This is a genomic window from Pseudomonas sp. MWU12-2029 (assembly GCF_023242425.1).
GTDB lineage: Bacteria > Pseudomonadota > Gammaproteobacteria > Pseudomonadales > Pseudomonadaceae > Aquipseudomonas > Aquipseudomonas kribbensis.
On the sequence record NZ_JALJDY010000005.1, the window covers coordinates 325,760 to 350,665 of the forward strand.

Here is a 24,906-nt window from a genome sequence, read left to right on the forward strand (position 1 = left end):
GAGAACTGCCGCTTTTGAAAGGAAGAGAGAGCACGACATGGGATTGTTCGATTACAAAAATGCCGACGGCAAAGCGCTGTACAGCGATGCGATCGCGCTGACGCTGTATTCCTACACGCCGACCGGGCAGCCTTTGCCCGGCACCGGGTGGGCGCCACTGGGCGCCTCGGCCCTGGGTTATCAAGGCAAGACCGACGCGAAAGGGACGTTCTTCGGCGAGAAGGACGGTTTCACCAGCGCCGAGGCGGAAGTGCTCGGCAAATACGACGCCGCCGGCAAGCTGATCGGCATCGGCGTGGCCTTTCGCGGCACGGGCGGGCTGAGTTACAGCGACACCTTCGGCGACATGAAAAACGACCTGCTGGCCGCCATCGGGCCGGTGGATTACGCCAAGAACTACGCGAAGAACGCCTTCGACAACCTGCTCAAATCCGTCGCCGCGTTTGCCACGGCTCACGGCATTGCCGCCAAGGACGTGCTGATCAGCGGCCACAGCCTCGGCGGGCTCGGGGTCAACAGCGTGGCGGAGCTGAGCGCGAGCGACTGGGGTGGTTTCTTCAAGGACGCCAACTACATTTCCTTCGCCTCGCCGACCCAGAGCAGCACCGGCACCAACGTGCTGAACATCGGCTACGAGAACGATCCGGTATTCCGTGTGCTCGACGGCACCACGTTCAGCACGGCGTCGATGGGCAAACACGACAAGCCGCACGATTCGACCACCGACAACATCGTCAACTTCAACGACAACTACGCGTCCACCGCGCAGAACCTGGTGCCGTTCAGCATCGTCAATCCGCTGAACTGGTCGGCCCACAGCTCGCTGGGCTATGCAGACGGCCTGAACCGGGTGATCGACTCGAAGTTCTACAACCTCACCAGCCAGGACTCGACCATCATCGTGTCCAATCTGGAAGCCTCGTCCCGGGGCAAGACCTGGGTCGAGGATCTGGGCCGCAGCGGCGAGCCGCACACCGGCAGCACCTTCATCATCGGCACCGACAGCAACGACTGGCTCAAGGGCGGGGCGGGCAACGACTTCCTCGAAGGCCGTGCCGGCGATGACCTGTTCCGCGATGACGGTGGCTTCAACATTCTGTTGGGCGGTCAGGGCCACAACACCTTCGACCTGCAGAAACCGTTGCAGAACTTCAGCTTCGCCAACGACGGTGACGGCACGCTGTACGTGCGCGACGCCTACGGCGGCATCAGCATGACCCGTGACATCGGCGCAATCGTGAGCAAAGAGTCCGGTTCGATGTGGAGCAGCAAGGAAATCACCTGGACCGTCACCGGCAAAGGCCTGGCCAACGGCGCCGAACTGACCCAGTACAACCATTCGCTCAACGGCGGCGCACTCGGTGACACGCTGAAAGCCACCGCTGACGGCGACTGGCTGTTCGGTCTGGGTGGCGACGATCACCTGTTCAGCGACAAGGCCCATGTGACCTTCGTCGGCGGCGCCGGCAACGACGTGATGAATGCGGTGGGTGGCAACAATACCTTCCTGTTCAGCGGCGCGTTCGGCTTCGACTCGATCAATGGCTACCAGGGCAGCGATAAACTGGTGTTCATGGGCGTGCAGGGCGCGGGGCAGGGCTACGACTACAAGCAACATGCTTCGCAGTCCGGCGCCGATACCGTGCTGAAGATTGGCGACTATGCCGTGACCCTGATCGGGGTGGGTGTGGCTAACCTGTCGGACTCGAGTTTCGTGTTCGCCTGATTCCGTGCGGGAACCACCGTGGCTTGCGGCGGTTCCCATTGGAGTTGCATGACAGAAGTGTTGTAAGGAAATGCTCCGGGGCGCCCCGAGAGGGGCGTTCTGGTTGTGAGCTATCTCTGAATAATTCCAACAAAGAGAGAGGCAACAGCAATGGGTGTGTATGACTACAAGAACTTCAGCACAGCGGATTCCAAGGCGTTGTTCAGCGATGCCATGGCCATCACGCTGTACTCCTATCACAACCTCGACAACGGTTTCGCGGTCGGCTATCAGCACAACGGCTTCGGCCTCGGGCTGCCGGCCACGCTGATCAGCGCGCTGATCGGCGGCACCGATTCGCAAGGGGTGATTCCCGGAATCCCGTGGAACCCCGACTCGGAAAAGCTTGCCCTCGATGCCGTGAAGCAGGCCGGTTGGACGCCTATCACTGCGTCGCAACTGGGCTATGACGGCAAGACCGACGTGCGCGGAACCTTCTTCGGCGAAAAGCCCGGCTACACCAGTGCCCAAGTGGAAATCCTCGGCAAGTACGACGCCCAGGGCCATCTCACGGAAATCGGCATCGCCTTTCGCGGCACCAGTGGCCCACGGGAAATCCTGATCGGCGACTCCATCGCCGATGCCATCAATGACCTGCTCGCCGCATTCGGGCCCAAGGATTACGCCAAGAACTACGTCGGCGAAGCCTTCGGCAACCTGATGAACAACGTGGTGGCGTTCGCCAAGGCCAACGGTCTCACCGGCAAGGACGTGCTGGTCAGCGGCCACAGCCTCGGTGGGCTGGCGGTCAACAGTATGGCGGACCTGAGCGGCAGCAAGTGGGGCGGGTTCTTCCAGGACTCCAACTACATCGCCTACGCCTCGCCGACCCAGAGCAGCACCGACAAAGTGCTCAACGTCGGCTATGAGAACGACCCGGTATTCCGCGCCCTCGACGGCTCGACCTTCACTGGCGCCTCGCTCGGCGTGCACGACGCATCGAAAGTCTCGGCGACCGACAACATCGTCAGCTTCAACGACCACTACGCCTCGAACGCGTGGAACGTGCTGCCGTATTCGATCGTCAACATCCCGACCTGGATCTCGCACCTGCCGACGGCTTACGGCGACGGCATGAACAGGGTCATCGAGTCCAAGTTCTACGACCTCACCAGCCGTGACTCGACGATTATCGTGGCCAACCTGTCGGACCCGGCGCGGGCCAACACCTGGGTGCAGGATCTCAACCGCAACGCCGAGCCCCACAAGGGCAGCACCTTCATCATCGGCAGCGACGGCAACGACCTGATCCAGGGCGGCAGTGGCAACGATTATCTGGAAGGCCGTGCCGGCAACGACACCTTCCGCGACAGCGGCGGCTACAACATCATCCTCGGCGGTTCAGGCAATAACACCCTTGAGCTGCAGCAGTCGGTGAACAAGTTCGACTTCGCCAACGACGGCGCCGGCAACCTGTACATCCGCGATGCCAACGGCGGGATCAGCATCACCCGCGATATTGGCAGCATCGTCACCAAGGAGCCGGGCTTCCTCTGGGGCCTGTTCAAGGACGACGTGACCCACAGCGTGACCGCCGATGGCCTGAAGGTCGGCAACAACGTCACCCAGTACGAGTCGAGCGTGAAGGGCACCAGCGGCGCCGACACCCTCAAGGCGCATGCCAGTGGCGACTGGCTGTTCGGCCTGGACGGCAACGATCACCTGATCGGTGGCGTGGGCAATGACGTGTTCGTCGGCGGCGCCGGCAATGACCTGATGGAGTCCGGTGGCGGGGCGGATACGTTCCTGTTCAGCGGCGCATTCGGCCAGGACCGGGTGGTGGGCTTCAACGGCAATGACAAACTGGTGTTCCTCGGCGTGCAGGGCGTGTTGCCCGGCGATGACTTCCGCGCCCATGCCACGTCGGTGGGGCAGGATACGGTGCTGAAGTTTGGTGCTGATTCGGTGACGCTGGTCGGGGTTTCGCTGAGCAGTCTCAGTGCCGATGGCATCGTGATCGCCTGAGGGTGACTGTGGAGAGGGAACTCTTTCCCTCTCCCTGTCAAAAGTGACTCATTGGCCACTACCTGACTCAAAGCCCTGCACCAACAGGAAATGCGGACTAAAGCCATCGCATGCGCACTCGTCATGTATGGGCAAGCCGCCATTGAGTACAGGAGATTCAAACGTGAAAGGTTTCAAGGGGTATATCGGTATTGTCGGGTTGGCGCTGCTGTCGGCCAACGTCTGGGCCGATTTGCCTCACAGCTCGATTCTGAGCCGTTACGGTGTCAGCTCCGATGAATTGCCGAAACCGGCACCCACCGAGAACAGCGAGCCGGTCGAAGAGAAAAGCCGCTTTCATATCCAGCCCGAACAACCGTTCGTGACCGTTCGCATCGGCGAAAACAATGAGCCCGAAATGACCGGCAACCTGAGCATCGACCGCATGGCGCAACAGGAGCGTCAACGTTGCCAGCGCCTGCAGGAAGAAATGGTCCGGCGCGGTGAGCGCCCGTTGAACTGCGACGGCTCCCTTCCCGGCATGGCGTTACCCCGCTGAGGAAGACAAAAAAGGCTGCGCTCCAACAGGAACGCAGCCTTTTTTGATGGGGGTAATCGTCAATCTTGCTTGCGTACCGTGGCCACTTCGTCGGACTTGACCCGGATCTTCGCGCCGGAAATGTCCCGGAACTCATAGAAGCCGTCCTCGGACTTGGTTTTCGGCATGTCCTGGGTCAGATACTGCGTGCCATTCTGCAAGGTCACCACGGTCGGGGTGGAGCAACCGGCCAGCGCCATCAGCGCTACGACGGTCATCGGCATAAACAACGTCTTGAAATTCATACCCGGTAATTCCTCATTCATTTCGACCGGTGTCGGTCCTCTAACGCGGTTGGTGCCAAATCCCCGGTAAAAGTTCGATGGACTGGCGAAAAAACCTCAATCGCGGATGCCACTGATCCTTTTCCGTTTGCGCCCGTCGGGGCAGAACTGTTATCTGTACGCATAACCAGTATTCGCTTGCCATGGCCCGTTATCACCGTGACTTCCAGCCCCCTCGACGACCCGTTCTATTACCTCAACAACTTCCGGCAAGTGCTTGACTGGCTTGAGCTTCGTTATGCCGACGTGATGAGCGAAACGGAGCATGCCTTCATTCGCGACTTCAAGTCACTGCCGCGCGGCTCCCAGGGTTTGCTGGTGCGGATGGTGATGCGCAAGGGCGTGCATTTTCGGGCGGGCAAACTCAACTATCCGGAAATCGGCGACATTGCATCAGCCGCGCAGCCGTTGCTCGATCATGGCTGGCTCGATGAACAGGCGCTGCTGTCGATGCCGGAGCTATTTGATCTGCTGCTGAAGGCCGAAGTCGTGCAAGCCTTCGGCCCGGCCATCGATGATCCAAAGGGTCGCAAGGTCGACTGGTTGCCGATCCTGCATGAGCAGTTTCCCGAATCACGGCGCTGGCATGACTGGTGCCCGGCGATTGCAGACCAATTGTTCAGCCTGACGTTGATGGACCTGTGTGACCGGTTTCGCCTGATGTTCTTCGGCAATCTGTACCAGGACTGGTCGGAGTTTGTCCTGGCTGACCTCGGAATTTATACCTACGAAAAAGTCGAATTCAGCGCCGATTCCCGGGGCCTGCGCAGCCGTGCCGACGTCGATGCCTGCCTGTTCCTGCACGATTGCCAGCAGCGTTTCGAGACGGGTGAGGCGATCGAGCCGATTGCCGAAGAACTGAGCGCTTTGCAGTTCGACAACCCGTGGTTGCAGCGTCGGCTCGGCAAATTGCTGTTCCAGATCGGCCAGCACTGCGAACGCATCGCGGAATTTGCCCTGGCCCTGAGCCTTTATCGCGGCTGTGCCTATCCTGGCGCGCGGTTGCGGATGATCCGGGTGCTGGAACGCTGCGGCGAATATGCCCTGGCGCTGGAGCTGGGCACGCTGGCCGAACAGGCGCCGGAAAGCGCCGCCGAACAGCAGGGCCTGCAACGGGCACTGCCACGGCTGCGGCGCAAACTTGGCGGGCCACCGCTCAAGCGCGTTACAGCACGCCCCGTGGAACGCCTGGATCTGCACCTGCCTCGGCTCGATCCGGCGCTGTCGGTGGAATATCACGTGCAGGCGCATCTGCATGAGGACACCGGCCCCGTGCATTACGTCGAGAACAGCCTGATCAACTCGCTGTTCGGCCTGCTGTGCTGGCCGGCAATTTTCGCGCCGCTGCCGGGGGCGTTTTTCAATCCGTTCCAGCGCGGGCCGGCAGATTTGCTCCATGAGGATTTCCAGGGACGTCGGGCCGAGCTGTTCGAAGTCTGCCTGGCGGAACTCGACGACGGCCGTTATGCCGAAACCATCCGCAACCGGTTTGCCGCCAAGTGGGGCATTCAGTCGCCGTTCGTGTTCTGGGGCGCGCTCAATGAAGAACTGCTGGAACAAGCGCTGACTTGCCTGCCGGCCGAACACCTCAAACACTGGTTCAATCGCCTGTTGCTGGACATCAAGGCCAACCGCGCCGGCATGCCCGACCTGATCCAGTTCTGGCCGCAGCACAAGACCTACCGGATGATTGAAGTCAAAGGCCCCGGCGACCGCTTGCAGGACAATCAATTGCGCTGGCTGGAGTTCTGCCACACACACCAGATGCCGGTAGCCGTGTGTTACGTGCAATGGGCGGAGCAGGGCGCTTGAGCTACAGCATCGCGGTGCGGGCGTTGTGCGAGTTCACCGCCAAGAGCGGCGACCTCGACTTGCGTTTCACCCCGTCGCCCACCGCGCTGGAGGGGATCGCCGGTCACCGCACCGTCGCCTCGCGGCGCAATGACGCCTATCAAAGCGAAGTGGCGCTGGAAGGCGAGTTCCGCACCTTGAAGGTCAAGGGCAGGGCGGACGGCTACGACCCGACGCAGAACTGCCTGGAGGAAGTCAAAACCTACCGTGGCGACCTGAGCAAACAACCGGCCAACCACCGCGCACTACATTGGGCGCAGGCGAAGATCTACGGTTGGCTGATGTGCTGCCGGTTGCAGCTGGAACAGATCAACCTGGCGCTGGTGTACTTCGACATCGTCAGCGAAAAGGAAACCTGCCTGGTCGAAGCCTTCAGCGCTGAAGCATTGCGCGAGTTTTTCGAACAACAGTGCGGCTTGTTCCTAGCATGGGCCGAGCAGGAAATGGCCCATCGTGAAGCGCGCAATCAGGCGGCGCAGCAACTGGGCTTTCCCCATGACAGTTTCCGCCCCGGCCAGCGTCATCTTGCCGAGTCGGTGTTCAAGGCCGTCAGCACCGGCCGCTGTCTGATGGCCCAAGCGCCCACCGGCATCGGCAAGACCCTCGGCACGCTGTTCCCGATGCTCAAGGCGTTGGCGCCGCAGCAACTGGACAAGGTGTATTTCCTCACCGCCAAGACACCGGGGCGCAAACTGGCGCTGGATTCGGCGCAAGTGCTGTTCGATCACCACGCAACCCTGCCGCTGCGAGTGCTGGAAATGGTCGCGCGGGACAAGGCTTGCGAGCATCCCGACAAGGCCTGTCACGGCGAGTCCTGCCCGCTGGCTCAAGGCTTCTATGACCGGTTGCCGGCGGCCCGTGAAGCCGCCAGTCAATTGAGGTTGCAGGATCAGGCTGCAATCCGTGAAGTCGCCGCGCAACATTCGGTGTGTCCGTATTACCTGAGCCAGGAGATGGCGCGCTGGGCCGATGTGGTGGTCGCGGACTACAACTATTACTTCGATTTCACCGCGCTGCTGTTCGGCCTGGCCCAGCTCAATCAATGGAAGGTCGCGGTGCTGGTGGACGAGGCGCATAACCTGGTCGAGCGCGGGCGGCAGATGTACAGCGCCACCCTCGATCAGGGGATCTTCAACAGCGTTCGCAAAACCGCACCCGAGGCGTTGAAGAAACCCCTGCAACGGGTCAACCGGGAATGGAATGCCTTGCACAACGCGCAACTGGCGCCGTATCAGGCCTACGACAAGGCACCGGAAAAACTGCTGCAGGCGATCACGTCGTGCAGCGCGAGCATTGGCGATTACCTCAATGATCACCCGCAAGGGCTCGACAGCGGCTTGCAGAATGCCTGGTTCGAGATGCTGCAATTCGGCCGGGTCGCGGAGTTGTTCGACGCGAACTACCTGTTCGACATCAGCAAACGCGACCTCGAGCGCAAACGTCCGCTGTCGCAACTGTGCCTGCGCAACGTGGTGCCGGCGACACTGCTCGGCCCGCGCCTGAAAGCGGCCCGAAGCTGCGTGCTGTTTTCCGCGACCCTCAGCCCGCGCCACTATTACGCCGACCTGCTCGGCACTCCGGCGGACATCGTTTGGATCGACGTTGAGTCGCCGTTCAGCGCCGAACAGTTGCAGGTGCGGATCGTCAGCCAGATTTCCACCCGGTTCACCCATCGTCAGGCGTCGCTGGAACCGATTGTCGAATTGATCGCCCGCCAGTTCGCTGAGCGCCCGGGCAATTATCTGGCGTTCTTCAGCAGCTTCGATTACCTGCAACAGGTCGCGCAGCTGCTCGCCGAACGGCATCCGCACATACCGATCTGGCAGCAATCACGGGGCATGGCCGAAGGGCAGCGGCAGGCGTTTCTCGATCAGTTCACGGCGCACAGCCAGGGCGTCGGGTTCGCGGTACTCGGCGGTGCGTTCGGCGAGGGCATCGATTTGCCCGGCGCCCGGTTGATCGGCGCCTTCGTTGCCACGCTGGGTCTGGCACAGCTCAACCCGGTCAATGAACAGATGAAACGGCGCATGGCAGCGATCTTCGGCGCTGGTTACGACTACACCTACCTGTTTCCCGGCATGCAGAAAGTGGTGCAGGCTGCCGGGCGGGTGATCCGAACCCAGCAGGATCGCGGCGTGGTCATGCTGATCGACGATCGCTTCTCCGAGAGCCGCATCCAGCAGCTGTTGCCGCGCTGGTGGCAGCTCGATCATGCAGATGCAGCTTTCCAATCCGCCGGTTTGACGCATACTCCTGTTATTGAAAATCTGCTTTGAGCCAAGCCTGATGAGCGAGAACAAGAAGTCCGCTGCGATCGAAGAAATGCGCTTTCGCCTGCTGATCGATGCCGTGGTCGATTACGCGATCTACATGATCGACCCCGGCGGCATCATCACCAGTTGGAACTCCGGGGCCAAACGCTTCAAGGGTTATGAGGAAGCCGAGATTCTCGGCGAACACTTTTCGCGGTTCTACACCGATGAAGACCGCGCCGTCGGCATGCCGCAACGGGCACTGGATACAGCCATCCGCGAAGGCCGGTTCGAAGGCGAAGGCTGGCGGGTGCGCAAGGACGGCACGCATTTCTGGTGCCACGTGGTGATCGACCCGATTTACAGCCCGGACGGGCAACTGCTCGGTTTTGCGAAAATCACCCGTGACCTCACCGACCGCAAGATGGCCGAGGAAACCCTCAAGCAAAGCGAACAGCAATTCCGCCTGCTGGTGCAGGGCGTCACCGACTACGCAATCTACATGCTCAGCCCGGAAGGCCGCGTGACCAACTGGAATCCCGGCGCGCAACGGATCAAGGGCTATGCGCCCAACGAAGTCATCGGCAAGCATTTTTCGATGTTCTACACCCCGGAAGACCGTGAGATCGGGGAGCCGCAACGGGCGCTGGAAACCGCCGTGCGTGAGGGCCGTTTCGAGAACAAGAGCTGGCGCCTGCGCAAGGACGGCACGCGGTTTCTGGCCCACGTGGTGGTCGATGCGATTCGCGGTGAAACCGGCACGTTGCTCGGTTTTGCCAAGATCACCCGTGACGTGACCGAAACCCACCAGGCGCAACTGGCACTGGAGCAGACCCGCGAAGCGCTGTTCCAGGCGCAGAAGATGCAGGCCATCGGTCAGCTTAGTGGCGGTATCGCCCATGACTTCAACAATCTGCTGACAGTGATCCTCGGTAACCTGGAGATCGTGCGTAAACGCGTCGGCGACGACCCGAAGGTCAGCCGTCTGCTGGAAAACGCCACCCAGGGCGCGCTGCGTGGTGTGTCACTGACCCAGCGCATGCTGGCCTTCGCCCGGCGCCAGGAACTCAAGACCGAACCGGTGGACATCCCGAAACTGGTGCAAGGCATCACCGGTCTGTTGCGCAGTTCACTGGGGCCGGGGATTCGCATCGAAACGCAGTTTCCCGACGATCTTGAAGCGGTGCTCGCCGACACCAACCAGCTCGAACTGGCGGTACTCAACTTGGCCACCAACGCCCGCGATGCGATGCCCGAGGGCGGCAGTGTGGTCATCGGTGCCGAGCCGCGAGTGGTTTTGCAGGAGAGTCAGGCAAGCCTTGCGGCGGGACGCTATGTCTGCCTGAGCGTGGCCGATACCGGTGAAGGCATGGACGACGCGACGCTGGCCTCGGCGACCGATCCGTTCTTCACCACCAAAGGCCTCGGCAAGGGCACCGGGCTGGGGTTGTCGATGGTGCATGGTTTCATCGAACAGTTGGGCGGCCGCTTTATCCTCAAAAGCGTGAAGGGACAGGGGACTTGCGCCGAGCTCTGGCTGCCGGTCGCCGTCGACGGGATGGCGGCCAAGCCTCTGAGCCCGAGGCCGTCCATGGCGTCGGTGCCGCGACTCAGCGTGCTGGTGGTGGACGACGACAGTCTGGTGCGCACCAGCACCAGCCTGTTGCTGGAGGATCTGGGGCATCGGGTCATCGGTGCGGCCTCCGGTGCGCAGGCACTGGAGTTGTTTGATCAAGGAGAAGTGATCGACTTGATGATCACCGACATGGCCATGCCGAAAATGAACGGCGCGCAGCTGGCCCATGCCGTGCGCGTGCTCAAGCCGGATCTGCCGATCATCCTGGCCACCGGTTACGCCGAGCGCCTCGAAGGGTTTGCGGCGCAACTGCCACGGCTGTCGAAACCGTTCAACCAGATGCAACTGGTGGAGATCATCGCCCAGTCGATGAAGTGAGGTCAGGCATCAGCTTGTTTACGCTGTTCGTAACGGGCTAGGAGCGGCTGGGTGCTGATGCCGTGCAGCAAAATGCTCAGGGCCACGACTGAAAGGGTGAGATCGGTACACTGCGCGGCCAGTGTCTCGCCCAGGCCGTGATTCAGGGCATAGAACAGATAGAACAGGCTGCCGATGCCGCGAATGCCGAACCAGCCGATCAACATTCGCTGACGCCACACCAGCAATGATCCCCATGGCATCAACGCCACACAGGCTGGGCGGATGACACAGAACAGCACTGCACCGACCCATAGCGCCCGCCAGTCCCAGTGGGTGACCAGCACCACGCCGAGCAGGGTCACCAGAAACACTTCCATGGCCCGTTCCACCAGACCACCGAAAGCGAGCATGTCGCCCATCATGATCCCGGCGGCCACCTGACTGCCTTCCAGGCCTTCTGTGTCGCCATGCACGGCGTGTTGCGGTTCGACGTTCTGGTGGCCGACCACCGGTTGCACCAGATGCTCGGCCGGCGGCTGATGGGCGCCGGTGGACTTCACTTCCTCCTGCCGCAGGCCCAGTCCGGCGGCGAACACCGACAGAAAGCCATAGCCGCCCACGGACTCGGCCACCACAAAAGCGAGGGCGATCAAGGCCAGTGCCAGATAGTCGTTCGGGCTGACGGTGCTGTCTTCATTGCGCGTCTGTAATGCGAGCGTGGCCCGCCCCAGACCTCGGCCCATCCAGTAACCCGTGAGCAAACCGACAGGGACCGCCCAGAGCAGATCGCGCAATACCCAGTGGCTCCATTCGGCGGCCAAACCCTCACCTTGCAGCAGCAACAGCCCGAGGATCACGAAGGGGAAGGCCACGCCGTCGTTCAGGCCGGCCTCGCCGGACAGTCCAAAGCGCACACTGTCGACATCCCGCGCATCGTTGACCTGCACCAGCGCCGCCAGCACCGGATCGGTGGGGGCCAGAATCGCTGCGATAAGCAACGATGGCCCCCACGACAGTTTCAGACCGTAATGCAGCAGCAGGCTGGCGCCGATGATCGTCAGCACCATCACCGGGCCTGCCAGGCCGAACGCTATCCGCCAGCGCTTGTCGCGCAACGGCAGCCGCAACTTCAAACCGCAGACGAACAGCGAAAACAGCACCGCGACTTCAGTCAGGTGCTCCATCCACGAGGCGGCATGTTCCAGCGGCAGTTTCAGCAGATCGAGCCCGCTCGGGCCGATACCGATGCCGAGCAGGAGGCACACGGCCGACGTCGTGACCGGCATCCAGCGCAGGTACGACGAGGTCAACGCCAGCATCAGCAGGACGGCGCCCAGCACCGTTACCCAGATAATGAATGTCATGGTTCGCGGCCCGCCCTGACCATCGCGACCCGACAGGGCCATGAAGTATGGAGAGGTGCTCGCGGCGACGGTTCAGTTTTTCTCGGGGAAGAGGCGGCGGGCGCTGACTTGCAGGGACGCCCGCCGTGATTGACGCGATGACTCAGGCCTGGCGCTTGACCAGCGCACGCTCCATCCGCGCAATGCCTTCTTCCAGCAACGAACGCGGGCAACCGAAGTTCAGGCGTACGAATTGTTGGCTGTTGTCACCGAAATCGATGCCCGGGCTGAGTCCGACGCGGGCCTGTTCGAGGAAGAACTGCTGCGGATTGTCCAGGCCCAGGGCCGAGCAATCGAGCCACGCCAGATAAGTGCCCTGCGGCACGTTGATCGTCACACCCGGCAGGCGGCTGCGAACCGCTTCGACCAGAAAATCGCGGTTGGCTTGCAGGTAGTGCTTGAGTTCCTTCAGCCACGGCCCGGCTTCGCTGTACGCCACGCGGGTGGCTTCCATGCCCAGCGGATTGACGCTGTCGACCATGCCGCAGCGGGCGTGGTTGACGCGCTCACGCAGGGCGCTGTCCTGGATGATCATGAACGAGGTCTTGAGGCCGGCAATGTTGTAGGCCTTGCTCGCCGACATCAGGGTGATGGTGCGTTGGGCGATTGCCGGGCTCAGGGACGCGGTCGGAATGTGCACGCGACCGTCGTAGCACAGTTCGGCGTGGATTTCGTCGGAGATGATCCAGGCGTCCTGCGCCATGCAGATGTCGGCCACCGCTTGCAGTTCTTCACGGTCGAAGACCTTGCCGATCGGGTTGTGCGGGTTGCTCAGCAGCAGGGCGCCGCCACCGGTGAGGGATTCACGCAAGGCATCCAGCGGCGTGGCGTAGGTGCCGTCGGCTTGGGCGTTGAACTCCAGCTCGACCTTGTTCAGGCTCCAATGTCCCGGTGCATGGCGCAGCGGCGGGTAGTTCGGGGTTTGCACCACGACATTCTGCTGTGGCTGAACCAGCGCCTTGAGCGCCATGTTGAAACCCGACTCGACACCCGGCAGAAAGATCAGCTCCTGCGGTTTGACCCGCCAGGCGAACTTGTTCCAGAGGTCGGCGACGATGGCCTCGCGCAAATTGTCCTGGGCGACGCTGTAGCCGACCAAGGGGTGCAGCAGACGCTGTTGCAGCGCCTCGATGACCACCGGCGGTGCCGCGAAATCCATGTCAGCGACCCACATCGGCAACACATCGGCCGCATAGCGGCTCCACTTGGTGCTGCCGGTGTCGTGGCGGTCGAATACCTGATCAAAATCGAAAGTCATGCGCGGTCTCTGAGGGCGGAGATGGGTCGTGCCGGCGATGATAAACCTCCATCCCCTGCGGGCGCGAACTTGTGACCGACGAATGGCCGACGGTCGGTTTTCACACAGACCACGGCGCCGTTGTCTACAGTGAAAAAGTCGGCACTCGCTTGCCGCCACCGTGATTGTCCAGAAAAAACCCGGCTCAAGTACCGGGTTCCACCTGATCAGGAGTGCACGATGGATCTCAGCCGTCGTCAGTTCTTCAAGGTCGCCGGTATCGGCCTTGCAGGCTCTAGCCTGGGCGCGTTGGGCATGGCCCCGACGCTGGCCTTCGCCGAGCAGGTGCGCCACTTCAAGCTTGCCCACACCCATGAAACCCGCAACACCTGCCCGTATTGCTCGGTCGGTTGCGGTTTGATCATGTACAGCCAGGGCGATGCCGCGAAGAACGTTGCGCAAAACATCATCCATATCGAGGGCGACGCCGACCACCCGGTCAACCGCGGCACTCTGTGCCCGAAAGGCGCCGGCCTGCTGGACTTCATTCACAGCCCGGGCCGCCTGCAGTACCCGCAGGTGCGCAAGCCCGGCAGCAGCGAATGGACCCGGATCACCTGGGACGAAGCCCTCGACCGCGTCGCCGACCTGATGAAGGCCGACCGCGACGCCAATTTCGTCGAGAAGAACGCTCAGGGGCAGACGGTAAACCGCTGGCTGACCACCGGGTTCCTCGCAGCGTCGGCGGCGTCCAACGAAGCGGGTTACATCACCCATAAGGTGGTGCGCAGTCTCGGCATGCTGGGGTTCGATAACCAGGCGCGTGTCTGACACGGCCCGACGGTGGCAAGTCTTGCCCCGACGTACGGCCGTGGAGCCATGACCAACACCTGGACCGATATCGCCAACGCGAATCTGATCCTGGTGATGGGCGGCAACTCCGCTGAAGCGCACCCGTGCGGCTTCAAATGGGTGACCGAAGCCAAGGCGCACAACGCCGCGCGGCTGATTGTGGTCGACCCGAGATTTACCCGGACCGCCTCCGTGGCCGATTACTACGCGCCGATTCGTACCGGCAGCGACATCGCGTTCATGGGCGGGCTCATCAATTATCTGCTGACCGAGGACAAGATCCAGCACGAATACGTGCGCAACTACACTGACGTGTCGTTCATCGTCAAAGCCGGGTTCGGCTTCGAGGACGGACTGTTCACCGGTTATGACGCGGCCAAACGCACCTATACCGACAAATCCAGCTGGGGTTACGAACTGGGCGAGGACGGCTTTGCCAAGGTCGACCCGACCCTGCAGGACCCGCGCTGCGTCTATCAGCTGATGAAGCAGCATTACAGCCGCTACAACATCGACCTGGCGAGCCAGATCTGCGGCATGCCGGTCGATGCGATGAAGAAAATCTGGGAGGAAATCGCCACTTGCTCGACGCCGGGCAAGACCATGACCATCCTTTACGCATTGGGCTGGACCCAGCACTCGATCGGCTCGCAAATCATCCGCAGCGCAGCGATGGTGCAACTGTTGCTGGGCAACGTCGGCATGCCCGGCGGCGGGGTCAACGCCTTGCGCGGGCACTCGAACATTCAGGGCCTGACCGACCTCGGGCTGCTGTCGAACTCGTTGCCGGGCTACCTGACCCTGCCGATGGATGCCGAGCAGGACTACAACGGCTACATCAAGAAACGCACGCAATTGCCGCTGCGGCCGGGCCAACTGTCCTACTGGCAGAACTACAGCAAGTTCCATGTCAGCCTGATGAAAGCCTGGTACGGCGCCAACGCGACCGCCGAAAACCAGTGGGCCTACGACTACCTGCCGAAACTCGATATCCCCAACTACGACATCCTCAAGGTGTTCGACCTGATGGGGCAAGGCAAGGTCAACGGCTACATGTGCCAGGGCTTCAACCCGATTGCCGCGCTGCCGGACAAGAACCGGGTGATGGCTGCTCTCGCCAAACTGAAATGGCTGGTGGTGATGGATCCGCTCGCCACCGAAACCTCGCAATTCTGGGAAAACGTCGGGCCTTACAACGATGTGAAAAGCGCCGACATCCAGACCGAAGTCATTCGCCTGCCCACCACCTGCTTTGCCGAAGAGGACGGCTCGCTGGTCAACAGCAGTCGCTGGCTGCAATGGCACTGGAAAGGCGCCGACGGCCCCGGCGAGTCCCGCACCGACGTGCGGATCATGACCGAGCTGTTCATGCGCCTGCGTCAGCGTTATCAGACCGAGGGCGGGGCCTATCCCGATCCGATCCTCAAACTCTCCTGGCCGTACAAGGTTCCGGAAGAGCCGTCGCCGGAAGAAATCGCCAAGGAAGTCAACGGCTACGCCACCACCGATTTCACCGACGCCACGGGCGCAGCGATCAAGGGCAATTCGCAACTGGCCGCCTTCGCCCAGCTCAAGGATGACGGCAGCACCGCCTCTGGTTGCTGGATTTTCTGCGGCAGCTGGACCGAGGCCGGCAACCAGATGGCACGGCGCGACAATGCCGACCCTTACGGCATGCATCAGCATCAGGGCTGGGCGTGGGCCTGGCCGGCCAACCGGCGGATTCTCTACAACCGCGCTTCGGCGGACATGCAGGGCAAACCCTGGGACCCGAAAAAACGCCTGGTGTGGTGGAACGGCAAGGCCTGGGGCGGCACCGACGTGCCGGACTACAAGGCCGACGTGCCGCCGGAAGCCGGGATGAACCCGTTCATCATGAACCCCGAAGGCGTGGCGCGGTTCTTCGCCGTCGACAAGATGAACGAAGGGCCGTTCCCCGAGCACTACGAGCCGTTTGAAACGCCGATCGGCATCAACCCGCTGCACCCCGAAAACAAGAAAGCCACCAGCAACCCGGCGGCCAGGATCTTCGATTCGGTGTGGGACAGCCTCGGCGTGGCCAAGGACTACCCGTACGCCGCCACCAGTTACCGGCTGACCGAGCATTTCCACTTCTGGAGCAAACATTGCCGGTTGAACGCGATTGCCCAACCGGAGCAGTTCGTGGAAATCGGCGAAGTGCTCGCGAAAGAGAAGGGCATCGCTGCCGGCGACCGGGTACGGGTCAGCTGTAAACGCGGGTTCATCGAAGCGGTGGCGGTGGTGACCAAAAGGATCCGGCCGTTGCAGGTCAACGGCCAGGTCGTGCATCAGATCGGCATCCCGCTGCACTGGGGCTTCACCGGCCTGACGCGTCACGGTTACCTGACCAACACCCTGGTGCCGTTCCTCGGCGATGGCAATACACAGACCCCGGAATCCAAGTCATTCCTGGTCAACGTGGAGAAGCTCTGATATGGCCAGCCAAGACATCATTGCCCGCTCGGCCACCACCACGCCGGCACCCTCGGTGCGTAATCAGGAGGAAGTCGCCAAGCTGATCGACACCACCAAATGCATCGGCTGCAAGGCCTGCCAGGTCGCGTGCTCGGAATGGAACGAGCTGCGCGACGAGGTCGGCCACAACCATGGCACCTACGACAACCCGCAGGATCTGAGTGCAGAGTCGTGGACGCTGATGCGCTTCACCGAGCACGAAACCGACGCCGGCAACCTCGAATGGCTGATCCGCAAGGACGGTTGCATGCACTGCGCCGAGCCCGGTTGTTTGGCGGCGTGCCCGAGCCCGGGGGCGATCATCAAGCACGCCAACGGCATCGTCGACTTCGATCAGGACCACTGCATCGGTTGTGGTTATTGCATCACCGGCTGCCCGTTCAACATTCCGCGCATCTCGCAGAAAGACCACAAGGCCTACAAATGCACCTTGTGTTCGGATCGCGTGGCGGTAGGTCTGGAGCCGGCCTGTGTGAAAACCTGCCCGACCGGGGCGATTGTCTTCGGCAGCAAAGAGGACATGAAAACCCACGCCGCCGAACGCATCGTCGACTTGAAGAGTCGCGGCTTCGACAACGCCGGTCTCTACGATCCCGAAGGCGTCGGCGGCACCCACGTCATGTACGTGTTGCATCATGCCGACACGCCTAAGATCTACGCCGGCCTGCCGGAGAATCCTGCGATCAGTCCGCTGGTGGGCCTGTGGAAAGGCATCAGCAAACCCCTGGGCCTGCTGGCCATGGGCGCGGCGGTGCTGGCCGGGTTCTTCCACTATGTGCGGATCGGCCCGAACCGCACCGAAGAGGATGACCATCCGGAACCGCCCGACACCTCGGTCCAAGTGGTCGACCCGGCGGTGCACACCTTCGATCCACGCAGGGAGGACCGGCCATGAGCAACAAGACGATCCTGCGCTACACCGCCAACCAGCGCACCAACCACTGGCTGGTGGCGATTCTGTTCTTCATGGCCGGGCTTTCGGGACTGGCGCTGTTTCATCCGTCGATGTTCTGGCTGACCAACCTGTTCGGCGGCGGGCCGTGGACGCGGATTCTGCACCCGTTCATGGGTGTGCTGATGTTCGTGTTCTTTCTCGGCCTGGTGTTCCGTTTCTGGCGTTCGAATTTCTTTATCGACAACGACTGGAAGTGGCTGCGGCGCATCGACCGGGTGCTGGTCAACGACGAAGAGACCGTGCCGCCGGTGGGCAAGTACAACGCCGGGCAGAAGATGCTGTTCTGGACTTTACTGCTGTGCATGCTCGGGCTGTTGTTCACGGGGCTGGTGATCTGGCGCGCGTATTTCAGTCATTACTTCGGCATCACCACGATTCGCTGGGCGATGTTGCTGCATGCACTGGCCGGGTTTGTGCTGATCCTCAGCATCATCGTGCACATCTATGCCGGGATCTGGATCAAGGGCTCGGTGGACGCGATGCTGCACGGTTGGGTCAGCCGCGCCTGGGCGAAAAAACATCACGCACTCTGGTATCGCGAAGTGGAATCCCAGGATCCGCCGGAGCGACCGGTCACCAAAAAGGGCTGACACTTGCCAACCATTCTTGAACCCGGGGAAATCGAAGCGGCGGCCAGTGCGCCGCCGTTTCTGCACTTGCCGCCGCACAACCTGTTCACGCTGCGCGCCGAACGTCTGGAACACCTGGCGATCGGTCATCCGCTGGCCGACTACCTGCGTCTGATCGCCGGACTGTGCCGCGTGCAACAGCAAGTGCTCGACGATCCGCCTTCAAACGCCCCGATTGATGAGCAACGTCTTGAAGTCTGCCGGCAACACGGCATGCCGCCGTTCGCCGCCGACACATTGATTCGCGAGGATGGCTGGCAGGCGTATCTCGATGCCTTGCTGCAGCGCTACGGTGCACCGGAACAACCCGCCGTCGCCGATGCGGTCACGTCGTTGCGGGTTGCCGGTTCCGGCCAGTTGCGGGCCTGGGCGGTGGCGTTGGTCAGCGGCCAGTATTCGCTGGTGTCGGCGGCGCTGGTGCCGTTTCTTGGCGCAGCGCTGCAAACGGCCTGGAGCCACTGGTTGCTTAGCGCACCAAATCTGCAACTGGCGCCCGGCAATAGTCTCGGCCAGTGCCCGGCCTGTGGTTCGCCGGCCATGGCCGGGGTGATCCGCCATCGCGGCAAACACAACGGCTTGCGTTATCTGGTCTGTTCGCTGTGCGCCTGCGAATGGCATGTGGTGCGGGTCAAGTGTGTGTATTGCGAGCAGAGCAAGGGCCTTGAATACCTGAGCCTTGAGGATGATCGTCACGCTGCAAATCAGGCGCCGTTGCGGGCGGAGGTCTGCCCGAGTTGTAACAGCTACCTGAAATTGCTGTATCTGGAAAACGATGCCGAGGCCGAAGCCTTGTCGGCAGACTTGAGCAGTCTGCTGCTGGACATGCGCCTGGCCCAGGACGGCTATCAGCGGCTGGCACCGAATCTGTTGCTGGCACCCGGAGACGAATAAGCAGAGCGTCTACACTCTGGCGCAACGGCTTTTTATCCGGAGCGTCTGATGCCTGCCAGTGTTGCCCAGCGTTTGCCTTCCATCGACAGTCTATTGCGTCACAACGCCTTCCAGCCCGTGGCCGAACGACACGGGCGCGAGGCGCTGCTGGCGATGTTGCGTCAGTTGCTCGACGACTTGCGCGATTCGGTCGTGGCGGGGCAGCTCTCCGCCGTCGAGATCAGCCCTGAAGCCCTGGCCGGCAGAATTGCCGAACGTCTGGCGTTGCAGCAGCGCAGTCAGGTACGGCGGGTGTTCAACCTGACCGGCACGGTGCTGCACACCAACCTGGGCCGTGCGCTGTTGCCGGAAGAAGCCATCGACGCCGTGCAATTGGCGGCGCGTTATCCCTTGAACCTCGAATTCGACCTGGCCAGCGGCAAGCGCGGCGACCGTGATGACCTGATCGAAGGCCTGATCCGCGAACTGACCGGCGCCGAAGCCGTCACCGTGGTCAACAACAATGCCGCCGCGGTGCTGCTGACCCTCAACAGCCTCGGCGCACGCAAGGAAGGCATCATCTCGCGCGGCGAACTGATCGAAATCGGCGGCGCGTTCCGCATCCCCGACATCATGGCCCGGGCCGGCGTGCGTCTGCACGAGGTCGGCACCACCAATCGCACTCATGCCCGGGATTACGAAGCGGCGATCAGCCCGCGCAGCGGCTTGATCATGCGGGTGCATGCGAGCAACTACAGCATCGAGGGTTTTACCGCCCGGGTGCCGACCGCCGAACTGGCGGAACTGGCCCATCGTCATGGCCTGCCGCTACTCGAAGACCTTGGCAGCGGCAGTCTGCTGGACCTGACCCGCTGGGGCCTGCCGGCGGAGCCGACGGTGCGTCAGGCCTTGCTCGATGGCGCGGACATCGTCACCTTCAGCGGCGACAAACTGCTCGGCGGGCCGCAAGCCGGCGTGATCGTCGGGCGCAAGGATCTGGTCGCGAAGATCAAGAAAAACCCGCTGAAACGCGCCTTGCGGGTCGACAAGATGACGCTGGCAGCGCTGGAAGCGGTGCTTGGGCTCTATCGCGATCCTGATCGTCTGGCCGAGCGGTTACCGACCTTGCGCCTGCTGACCCGCCCGCAAGACGAAATTCTGGCCCAGGCCCAACGTCTGCAACCCTTGTTGGCCAATGTTCTCGGTGAAGGCTGGACTGTCACTGCCGTGGCGACACTGGGCATGATCGGCAGCGGCAGCCAACCGGTGGCGCGGCTGCCAAGCGCGGCACTGTGTGCCCGCCCGCAAGTGTCGAAACGCCTGCGCGGACGCTCGCTGCTGAATCTGCAAAGCGCATTGCGCGAATTGCCGATCCCGGTGCTCGGACGTCTCGACGATGACGCGCTGTGGCTGGATCTGCGGCAACTCGATGACGAACCGGCGTGGCTCGCGCAACTCGGGCCGTTGCAGACATGATCGTCGGCACCGCCGGGCACATCGACCACGGCAAGACCTCGCTGCTTCAGGCCCTGACCGGGCAATCCGGCGACCGCCGCCCGCAGGAGCGCGAGCGGGGCATGACCATTGACCTCGGTTATCTCTATGCCGAACTGGCGGCCGGAGGGGGGCTGACCGGGTTCATCGACGTGCCGGGCCACGAGAAATTCACCCACAACATGTTGGCCGGCTCCCAGGGCATCGATCTGGTGTTGCTGGTGGTCGCGGCGGATGACGGGGTGATGCCGCAGACCCGCGAGCACTTGGCGATTGTCGAGTTGCTGGGCATTCCCCGGGCGCTGGTGGCGATCACCAAGGCTGATCGGGTCGAGGCGGGCAGGTTGGTAGAGGTTCGCCGGCAAATCGAACATCTGCTGGCGCACGGTCCGTTTGCAGATGCGCCGATGCTCGCGGTTTCAAGCGTGACAGGTGAAGGCGTCGAGGCCCTGCGGCAAGCGTTGCTGCAGGCACAGAGTGAAGTGTTGAAGCGGGGGCGCGAGGGTGGTTTTCGTCTGGCCATCGACCGGGCGTTCAGTGTCGCCGGTGCCGGGATTGTGGTGACGGGCACGGCGTTGTCGGGAGTGGTTGCGGTGGGCGACAGGCTGATCCTCGGGCCGTCGGGCAAAACGGTGCGGGTGAGGGAGCTGCACGCGCAGAATCAACCCGCAGAGCTGGCGTTTGCCGGCCAGCGTGTAGCCCTGAACATCAGCGCTGATCGCCTGGAACTTGGGCACATCCATCGCGGCCAATGGCTGCTCGCCGAAGCACTGTTCGCGCCGACTCAACGCCTGGACATCGAATTTCAGCTGCTGCCTGATGAGACGCGCACCTTCGAACACTTTCAGCCCGTGCATCTGCACCTCGGCACGCAAGACGTGATCGCCCGCGTGGCATTGCTCGAAGGACCCCGGCTGCTTCCGGGCGAGCGCATGCTCGCGCAACTGCTGACCCATGTCCCGGTACACGGCGTGAAGGGCGATCGGTTGATCCTGCGCGACCCCAGCGCCCAGCGCACGCTCGGCGGCGGCCAGTTGCTCGACCCGTTCGCCCCGGCCCGGCAACGGCGCAGCCCCGGGCGTCTGGCGCAATTGCGGGCGCTGGCGATCAGCTCCAGCCTCGAGCAAGCGCTGCCAACGTTGCTGGAGTACAGCGAAAGCGGCATTGATTCGCAGCGTCTGGAGCGTCAGTTCAACCGCCCGCGTGAAGGCTGGTCGCTGCCGGACAACGTTCGCCTGATCGAAACCCGTCAGGGCCAGGTCCTGTTCAATGCCCAGCGCTGGGGCATTCTCAAGTTCACCTTGCTGGAGCAACTGGCGCGCTTCCATGAACTGGAGCCCGACCAGATGGGCCCGGACCGTGATCGTCTGCGGCGCTTCAGCGGCCTGAACATCGAGCATTCGACCTTCGTCAGTCTGTTGGAAGAACTGCGCAGCGCCGGTTCGCTCACCGCAAGCGGCCCGTGGCTGCATTTGCCGGACCATCAGGTGCGCCTGAATGCCGACGATGAATCCCTCTGGCAGGCACTGCAGCCGCTGTTCGAACAGGCCGGTTTCGACCCGCCGTGGGTGCGCGACGTGGCCAAAGCCGTGAGCCAGGAGGACGCCACTGTCCGGCTGTTGCTGCGCAAACTGGCGCGGCTGGGCGTGGTGCATCAGGTGGTGCGGGACTTGTTCTTTACCGACATCACCTTGCGGCAGATGGCAGCCGTGTTGCTGCGTCTGGGTGAAGAAAATCCGCCGATTCAAGTCACGGCGTTCCGCGATGCGCTAGGCTTGGGACGCAAACGCTGTATCCAGATCCTCGAATACTTCGACCGCCTCGGCCTGACCCGGCGTCTCGGCGAGGGTCGGCAGATCCGCTTCGACAACGCGCTGGCCAACCCCGGCGCCGAATGAGTTCAAGGAAGGCAATCGCGCCCGGTGGCGCGGCCGGGCTTCAAACCCGGTTGGGGACGGCATCCGTTCCCGGGCAGGTTCGACTCCGGCTGCCTTCCGCCAATTCTTGACTGGGAGTGCCATCAACAGGCCGCTCCCGTAGAATCCCCAACCGGTCCTGGAAAGAACTGTCTCAAAGAACACGCCGTTGGCTTAGGTTGGGAAATTAGCGTCGAGTTGCGAGTGGCGGGTTGCTGAAAGGGCTCGTATCTAATAACTGGCAATTGACTATTGGAGACCGTATTGGACAGGGGCGTTGCGCTACAACTGCTTAACATCAGCGCAGGAATTATTTTCAAAAACGAAATCAAACACATGAAATCGTATGTCGATGAAGTGTTCGAGACTCTGGATGAGCGTCTGTCCAAAGCCAGACATCGCATCAAGAAAACATACGGAAGTGACGACCAGGACGAAGACGGACTTATTCTGGGGATATTGACAGCGCGTGAATCGATGCACCGCCATATCTTTCTGAACTCAACCGTGATGGCTGTCTACAGCATGATCGAGGCTAATCTGGGACTGCTCATCGAGTTCTTATCCTCTCCAGATATTGTTGATGTTGATTATCCGAAATTCAAAAAAAGGTTAAGCGATGCGCTGAAGAAACGTAATAGCAAAAATGGATCCCAAAAGAGCCACTCCGAGCTCTCCAGAATGTTTCGCTATTTGATCCTGGAACATGGGTTTGACTTTTCATCACAACGTAAGCAACTCAGAGCCGTGGAGAATTTTCGGACTTTACGCAATGCAATCAGCCATAACGGAGGTCGGTACACCCAAAAAAACCTCGCAAAAGTTTCAAGGCTTTGCCGTGAGCAGGAAAATCCGCGACCTCCTTCCTTGTTTCAGGTGGACATCGAATCGCTGAAGCTATTCGTCGCTGCCGTCGAAACCCTCTTCCGTTCCATTAGCGAGCAGCTTGCAGGAATGGCGAAAGAGCAAAAGGTCCAGTGACGGGAAGCGCAAGGCTCAGAAAGTTATACGTTTGTGTTCTGCGCTCAAAAAACTAACGGGTACTGAATCACCACATAGATCCGGTCAATGTCATCCCCCGCCTGGGCACTGTTGGCCCGGTGCGAGACGTGGGACAGCTGCACCGAAAGATCCTTGGCCGCCCCGGACTGGACGATGTAGCGCAGATCGATATCGCGCTCCCAGTGTTTGCCGCCGTCCCCTTGCTGTGGCTGGAACTGGCCGCTGTCCGGGTCGAACGGGTTGTAGGCGCCGCCCTTGGGCGCGTGGGTGCCGTCGATGTGGCTGCCGGAGACGTAGCGAGTCATGAAGTTGAGGCCGGGAATGCCGAACGCGCCGAGATCGAGGTCGTAGCGTGCTTGCCATGAACGTTCGTGGGCGCCGTTGAAGTCGGCGTATTTGATCGAGTTGGCCAGATAGATCGAGTCGCCACCGACGAAATCGAACGGTGTGTCACCGTTGATGCGTTGCCAGCCGAGCATCACCGCGTGCGGGCCGAAGGCGTATTTGCCCGAGAGGCTGAACGCGGTGTTGTCGATTTCCCCGGCCAGTGCCTGCCCGGTGTCGCGGGTGTGGTAGACGTTGGCGTCGAGCAGCACGCCGGACTGTTTGAAATGCAGGTTGGCGTAGTACTGATGCCAGGTTTCGCTGAGGTCTGAAGCGTACAGCGCGCCGCCGACCGGGCTTTCGGTGAACAGATCGACGCCGATGAAGGTGATTCCGCCGGCCTTGGTATTGGCGCCATAACCCTGGAAGTCGCCTTGGCCGGATGAGCTGTCCTGATTCTTGAACGCGGTGAAATGCCCGGCCACCAGATTGACGTTGTCGATTTCATGGCTGTTGAGCAGAAACCCGGTGGCGTATTCCGGTTGCAGGCGTTTGTCCGAGGTGTCGAATACCGGGGTCTCGACGGTCATTTCGCCGAAGGCGAGGGTGGTGCGCGAGGCCTTCAGTTTCAGGGCGCCGCCAGCGCTGGAATACTCGCTTTCGCTGCGACCGCCACTGTCCACCGGCAACAGACCGGTGCCCGAATGCCCCCGGCCGCCGTCGAGTTTCAGACCATAAAAGGCGTGGGCGTCGAGGCCAAAACCGACAGTTCCTTCGGTGAAACCAGATGCGAAAGTGCCGATAAACCCCTGAGCCCATTCCTGTTTGTAGTTCTTGCCGCTGGGCGAGGGCGAGCGATAGTCGTTGCTCAGGAAGAAATTGCGGCTGAGCACTTCGCTTTTGCCGTCCTCGAAAAAACCAATGGCGAACGCACTCTCTGTCAGTGCGCAAAGCACCAAGGGCAAAATTGACGGCTTCATGTTTCCGTGACCCGAGACGATGAAATGTGGGTCGATGATCAGATAAGTGCGCATTGAGTGATTGAGCGCGTGTGCTCACTTGTAGATATGCGTTGATTGGCGTTCGCTCGCCAACACG

17 protein-coding genes and 1 tRNA gene are annotated in these 24,906 nt (G+C 61.7%); 14 read left to right on the top strand and 4 right to left on the bottom strand.

Going from position 1 to position 24,906, the window contains the following annotated elements; all coding sequences use genetic code 11:
• Positions 1-37 precede the first annotated feature (37 nt).
• The 3 genes from M5B44_RS14800 to M5B44_RS14810 all read left to right on the top strand — a co-directional run bounded on the left by M5B44_RS14800 (position 38) and on the right by M5B44_RS14810 (position 4,268).
• On the top strand, positions 38-1,726 hold the full coding sequence (locus tag M5B44_RS14800) for a polyurethanase (protein WP_248739649.1): 1,689 nt from the start codon (positions 38-40) through the stop codon (positions 1,724-1,726).
• Positions 1,727-1,876: 150 nt separating this feature from the next.
• On the top strand, positions 1,877-3,730 hold the full coding sequence (locus M5B44_RS14805) for a polyurethanase (protein WP_248739650.1): 1,854 nt from the start codon (positions 1,877-1,879) through the stop codon (positions 3,728-3,730).
• 163 nt (positions 3,731-3,893) lie between these two features.
• Complete coding sequence (locus M5B44_RS14810) at positions 3,894-4,268, top strand: hypothetical protein (RefSeq protein WP_134826799.1); 375 nt, start codon at positions 3,894-3,896, stop codon at positions 4,266-4,268.
• A gap of 59 nt (positions 4,269-4,327) precedes the next feature.
• Here M5B44_RS14810 and M5B44_RS14815 read toward each other — a convergent pair whose 3' ends face one another.
• Entirely contained in the window at positions 4,328-4,552 is a 225-nt protein-coding gene (locus M5B44_RS14815) for a YgdI/YgdR family lipoprotein (protein ID WP_134826800.1), read from the bottom strand.
• A gap of 198 nt (positions 4,553-4,750) precedes the next feature.
• Between M5B44_RS14815 and M5B44_RS14820 the strand changes: the two genes are divergently transcribed.
• Genes M5B44_RS14820 through M5B44_RS14830 form a run of 3 tightly spaced genes read left to right on the top strand, consistent with a single transcriptional unit; the run spans position 4,751 to position 10,648 of the window.
• Positions 4,751-6,403 (top strand): VRR-NUC domain-containing protein, encoded by a 1,653-nt coding sequence (locus M5B44_RS14820; RefSeq protein WP_248739651.1) that lies wholly within the window; start codon positions 4,751-4,753, stop codon positions 6,401-6,403.
• Positions 6,400-8,718: an ATP-dependent DNA helicase gene (locus M5B44_RS14825; protein WP_248739652.1), complete on the top strand. Its 2,319-nt coding sequence runs from the start codon at positions 6,400-6,402 to the stop codon at positions 8,716-8,718. Before M5B44_RS14820 ends, M5B44_RS14825 begins: the two co-directional genes overlap by 4 nt.
• Positions 8,719-8,728: 10 nt before the next feature.
• On the top strand, positions 8,729-10,648 hold the full coding sequence (locus M5B44_RS14830) for a PAS domain-containing sensor histidine kinase (protein WP_248739653.1): 1,920 nt from the start codon (positions 8,729-8,731) through the stop codon (positions 10,646-10,648).
• A 2-nt stretch (positions 10,649-10,650) separates the two neighbouring features.
• Here the strand turns inward: M5B44_RS14830 and M5B44_RS14835 are convergent, their stop codons facing one another.
• Together M5B44_RS14835 and M5B44_RS14840 are read right to left on the bottom strand one after the other, a co-directional pair.
• On the bottom strand, positions 10,651-11,994 hold the full coding sequence (locus tag M5B44_RS14835; RefSeq protein ID WP_248739654.1) for a cation:proton antiporter: 1,344 nt from the start codon (positions 11,992-11,994) through the stop codon (positions 10,651-10,653).
• 142 nt (positions 11,995-12,136) lie between these two features.
• Entirely contained in the window at positions 12,137-13,291 is a 1,155-nt protein-coding gene (locus M5B44_RS14840) for a MalY/PatB family protein (protein WP_248739655.1), read from the bottom strand.
• Positions 13,292-13,510: 219 nt separating this feature from the next.
• Between M5B44_RS14840 and fdnG the strand changes: the two genes are divergently transcribed.
• The 8 genes from fdnG (at position 13,511) to M5B44_RS14880 (ending at position 23,463) form a co-directional block, all read left to right on the top strand.
• Positions 13,511-16,576, top strand: coding sequence for a formate dehydrogenase-N subunit alpha (fdnG, locus tag M5B44_RS14845; RefSeq protein WP_248739656.1), 3,066 nt, complete (start codon positions 13,511-13,513; stop codon positions 16,574-16,576).
• A gap of 1 nt (position 16,577) precedes the next feature.
• Positions 16,578-17,513 (top strand): formate dehydrogenase subunit beta, encoded by a 936-nt coding sequence (gene fdxH / locus M5B44_RS14850; protein WP_248739657.1) that lies wholly within the window; start codon positions 16,578-16,580, stop codon positions 17,511-17,513.
• The gene (locus M5B44_RS14855; protein ID WP_114882931.1) at positions 17,510-18,163 is read left to right on the top strand and encodes a formate dehydrogenase subunit gamma; all 654 of its coding nucleotides are present in this window, start codon (positions 17,510-17,512) and stop codon (positions 18,161-18,163) included. The genes fdxH and M5B44_RS14855 overlap by 4 nt, the downstream gene beginning before the upstream one ends.
• A gap of 3 nt (positions 18,164-18,166) precedes the next feature.
• Complete coding sequence (fdhE, locus tag M5B44_RS14860; protein ID WP_248739658.1) at positions 18,167-19,093, top strand: formate dehydrogenase accessory protein FdhE; 927 nt, start codon at positions 18,167-18,169, stop codon at positions 19,091-19,093.
• Positions 19,094-19,141: 48 nt separating this feature from the next.
• Positions 19,142-20,548 (top strand): L-seryl-tRNA(Sec) selenium transferase, encoded by a 1,407-nt coding sequence (gene selA, locus M5B44_RS14865; protein ID WP_248739659.1) that lies wholly within the window; start codon positions 19,142-19,144, stop codon positions 20,546-20,548.
• Positions 20,545-22,464 carry a selenocysteine-specific translation elongation factor gene (gene selB, locus M5B44_RS14870; RefSeq protein ID WP_248739835.1) on the top strand — a complete coding sequence of 640 codons (1,920 nt, stop codon included), beginning with the start codon at positions 20,545-20,547 and terminating at the stop codon, positions 22,462-22,464. The genes selA and selB overlap by 4 nt, the downstream gene beginning before the upstream one ends.
• 6 nt (positions 22,465-22,470) lie before the next feature.
• Positions 22,471-22,566: transfer RNA gene (locus tag M5B44_RS14875), tRNA-Sec, on the top strand.
• Between the two features lie 252 nt (positions 22,567-22,818).
• The gene (locus M5B44_RS14880; protein WP_248739660.1) at positions 22,819-23,463 is read left to right on the top strand and encodes a hypothetical protein; all 645 of its coding nucleotides are present in this window, start codon (positions 22,819-22,821) and stop codon (positions 23,461-23,463) included.
• A 44-nt stretch (positions 23,464-23,507) separates the two neighbouring features.
• Here M5B44_RS14880 and M5B44_RS14885 read toward each other — a convergent pair whose 3' ends face one another.
• Positions 23,508-24,788, bottom strand: a complete 1,281-nt coding sequence (locus tag M5B44_RS14885) for an OprD family porin (RefSeq protein ID WP_248739661.1) — start codon at positions 24,786-24,788, stop codon at positions 23,508-23,510.
• Between the last annotated feature and the right edge of the window lie 118 nt (positions 24,789-24,906).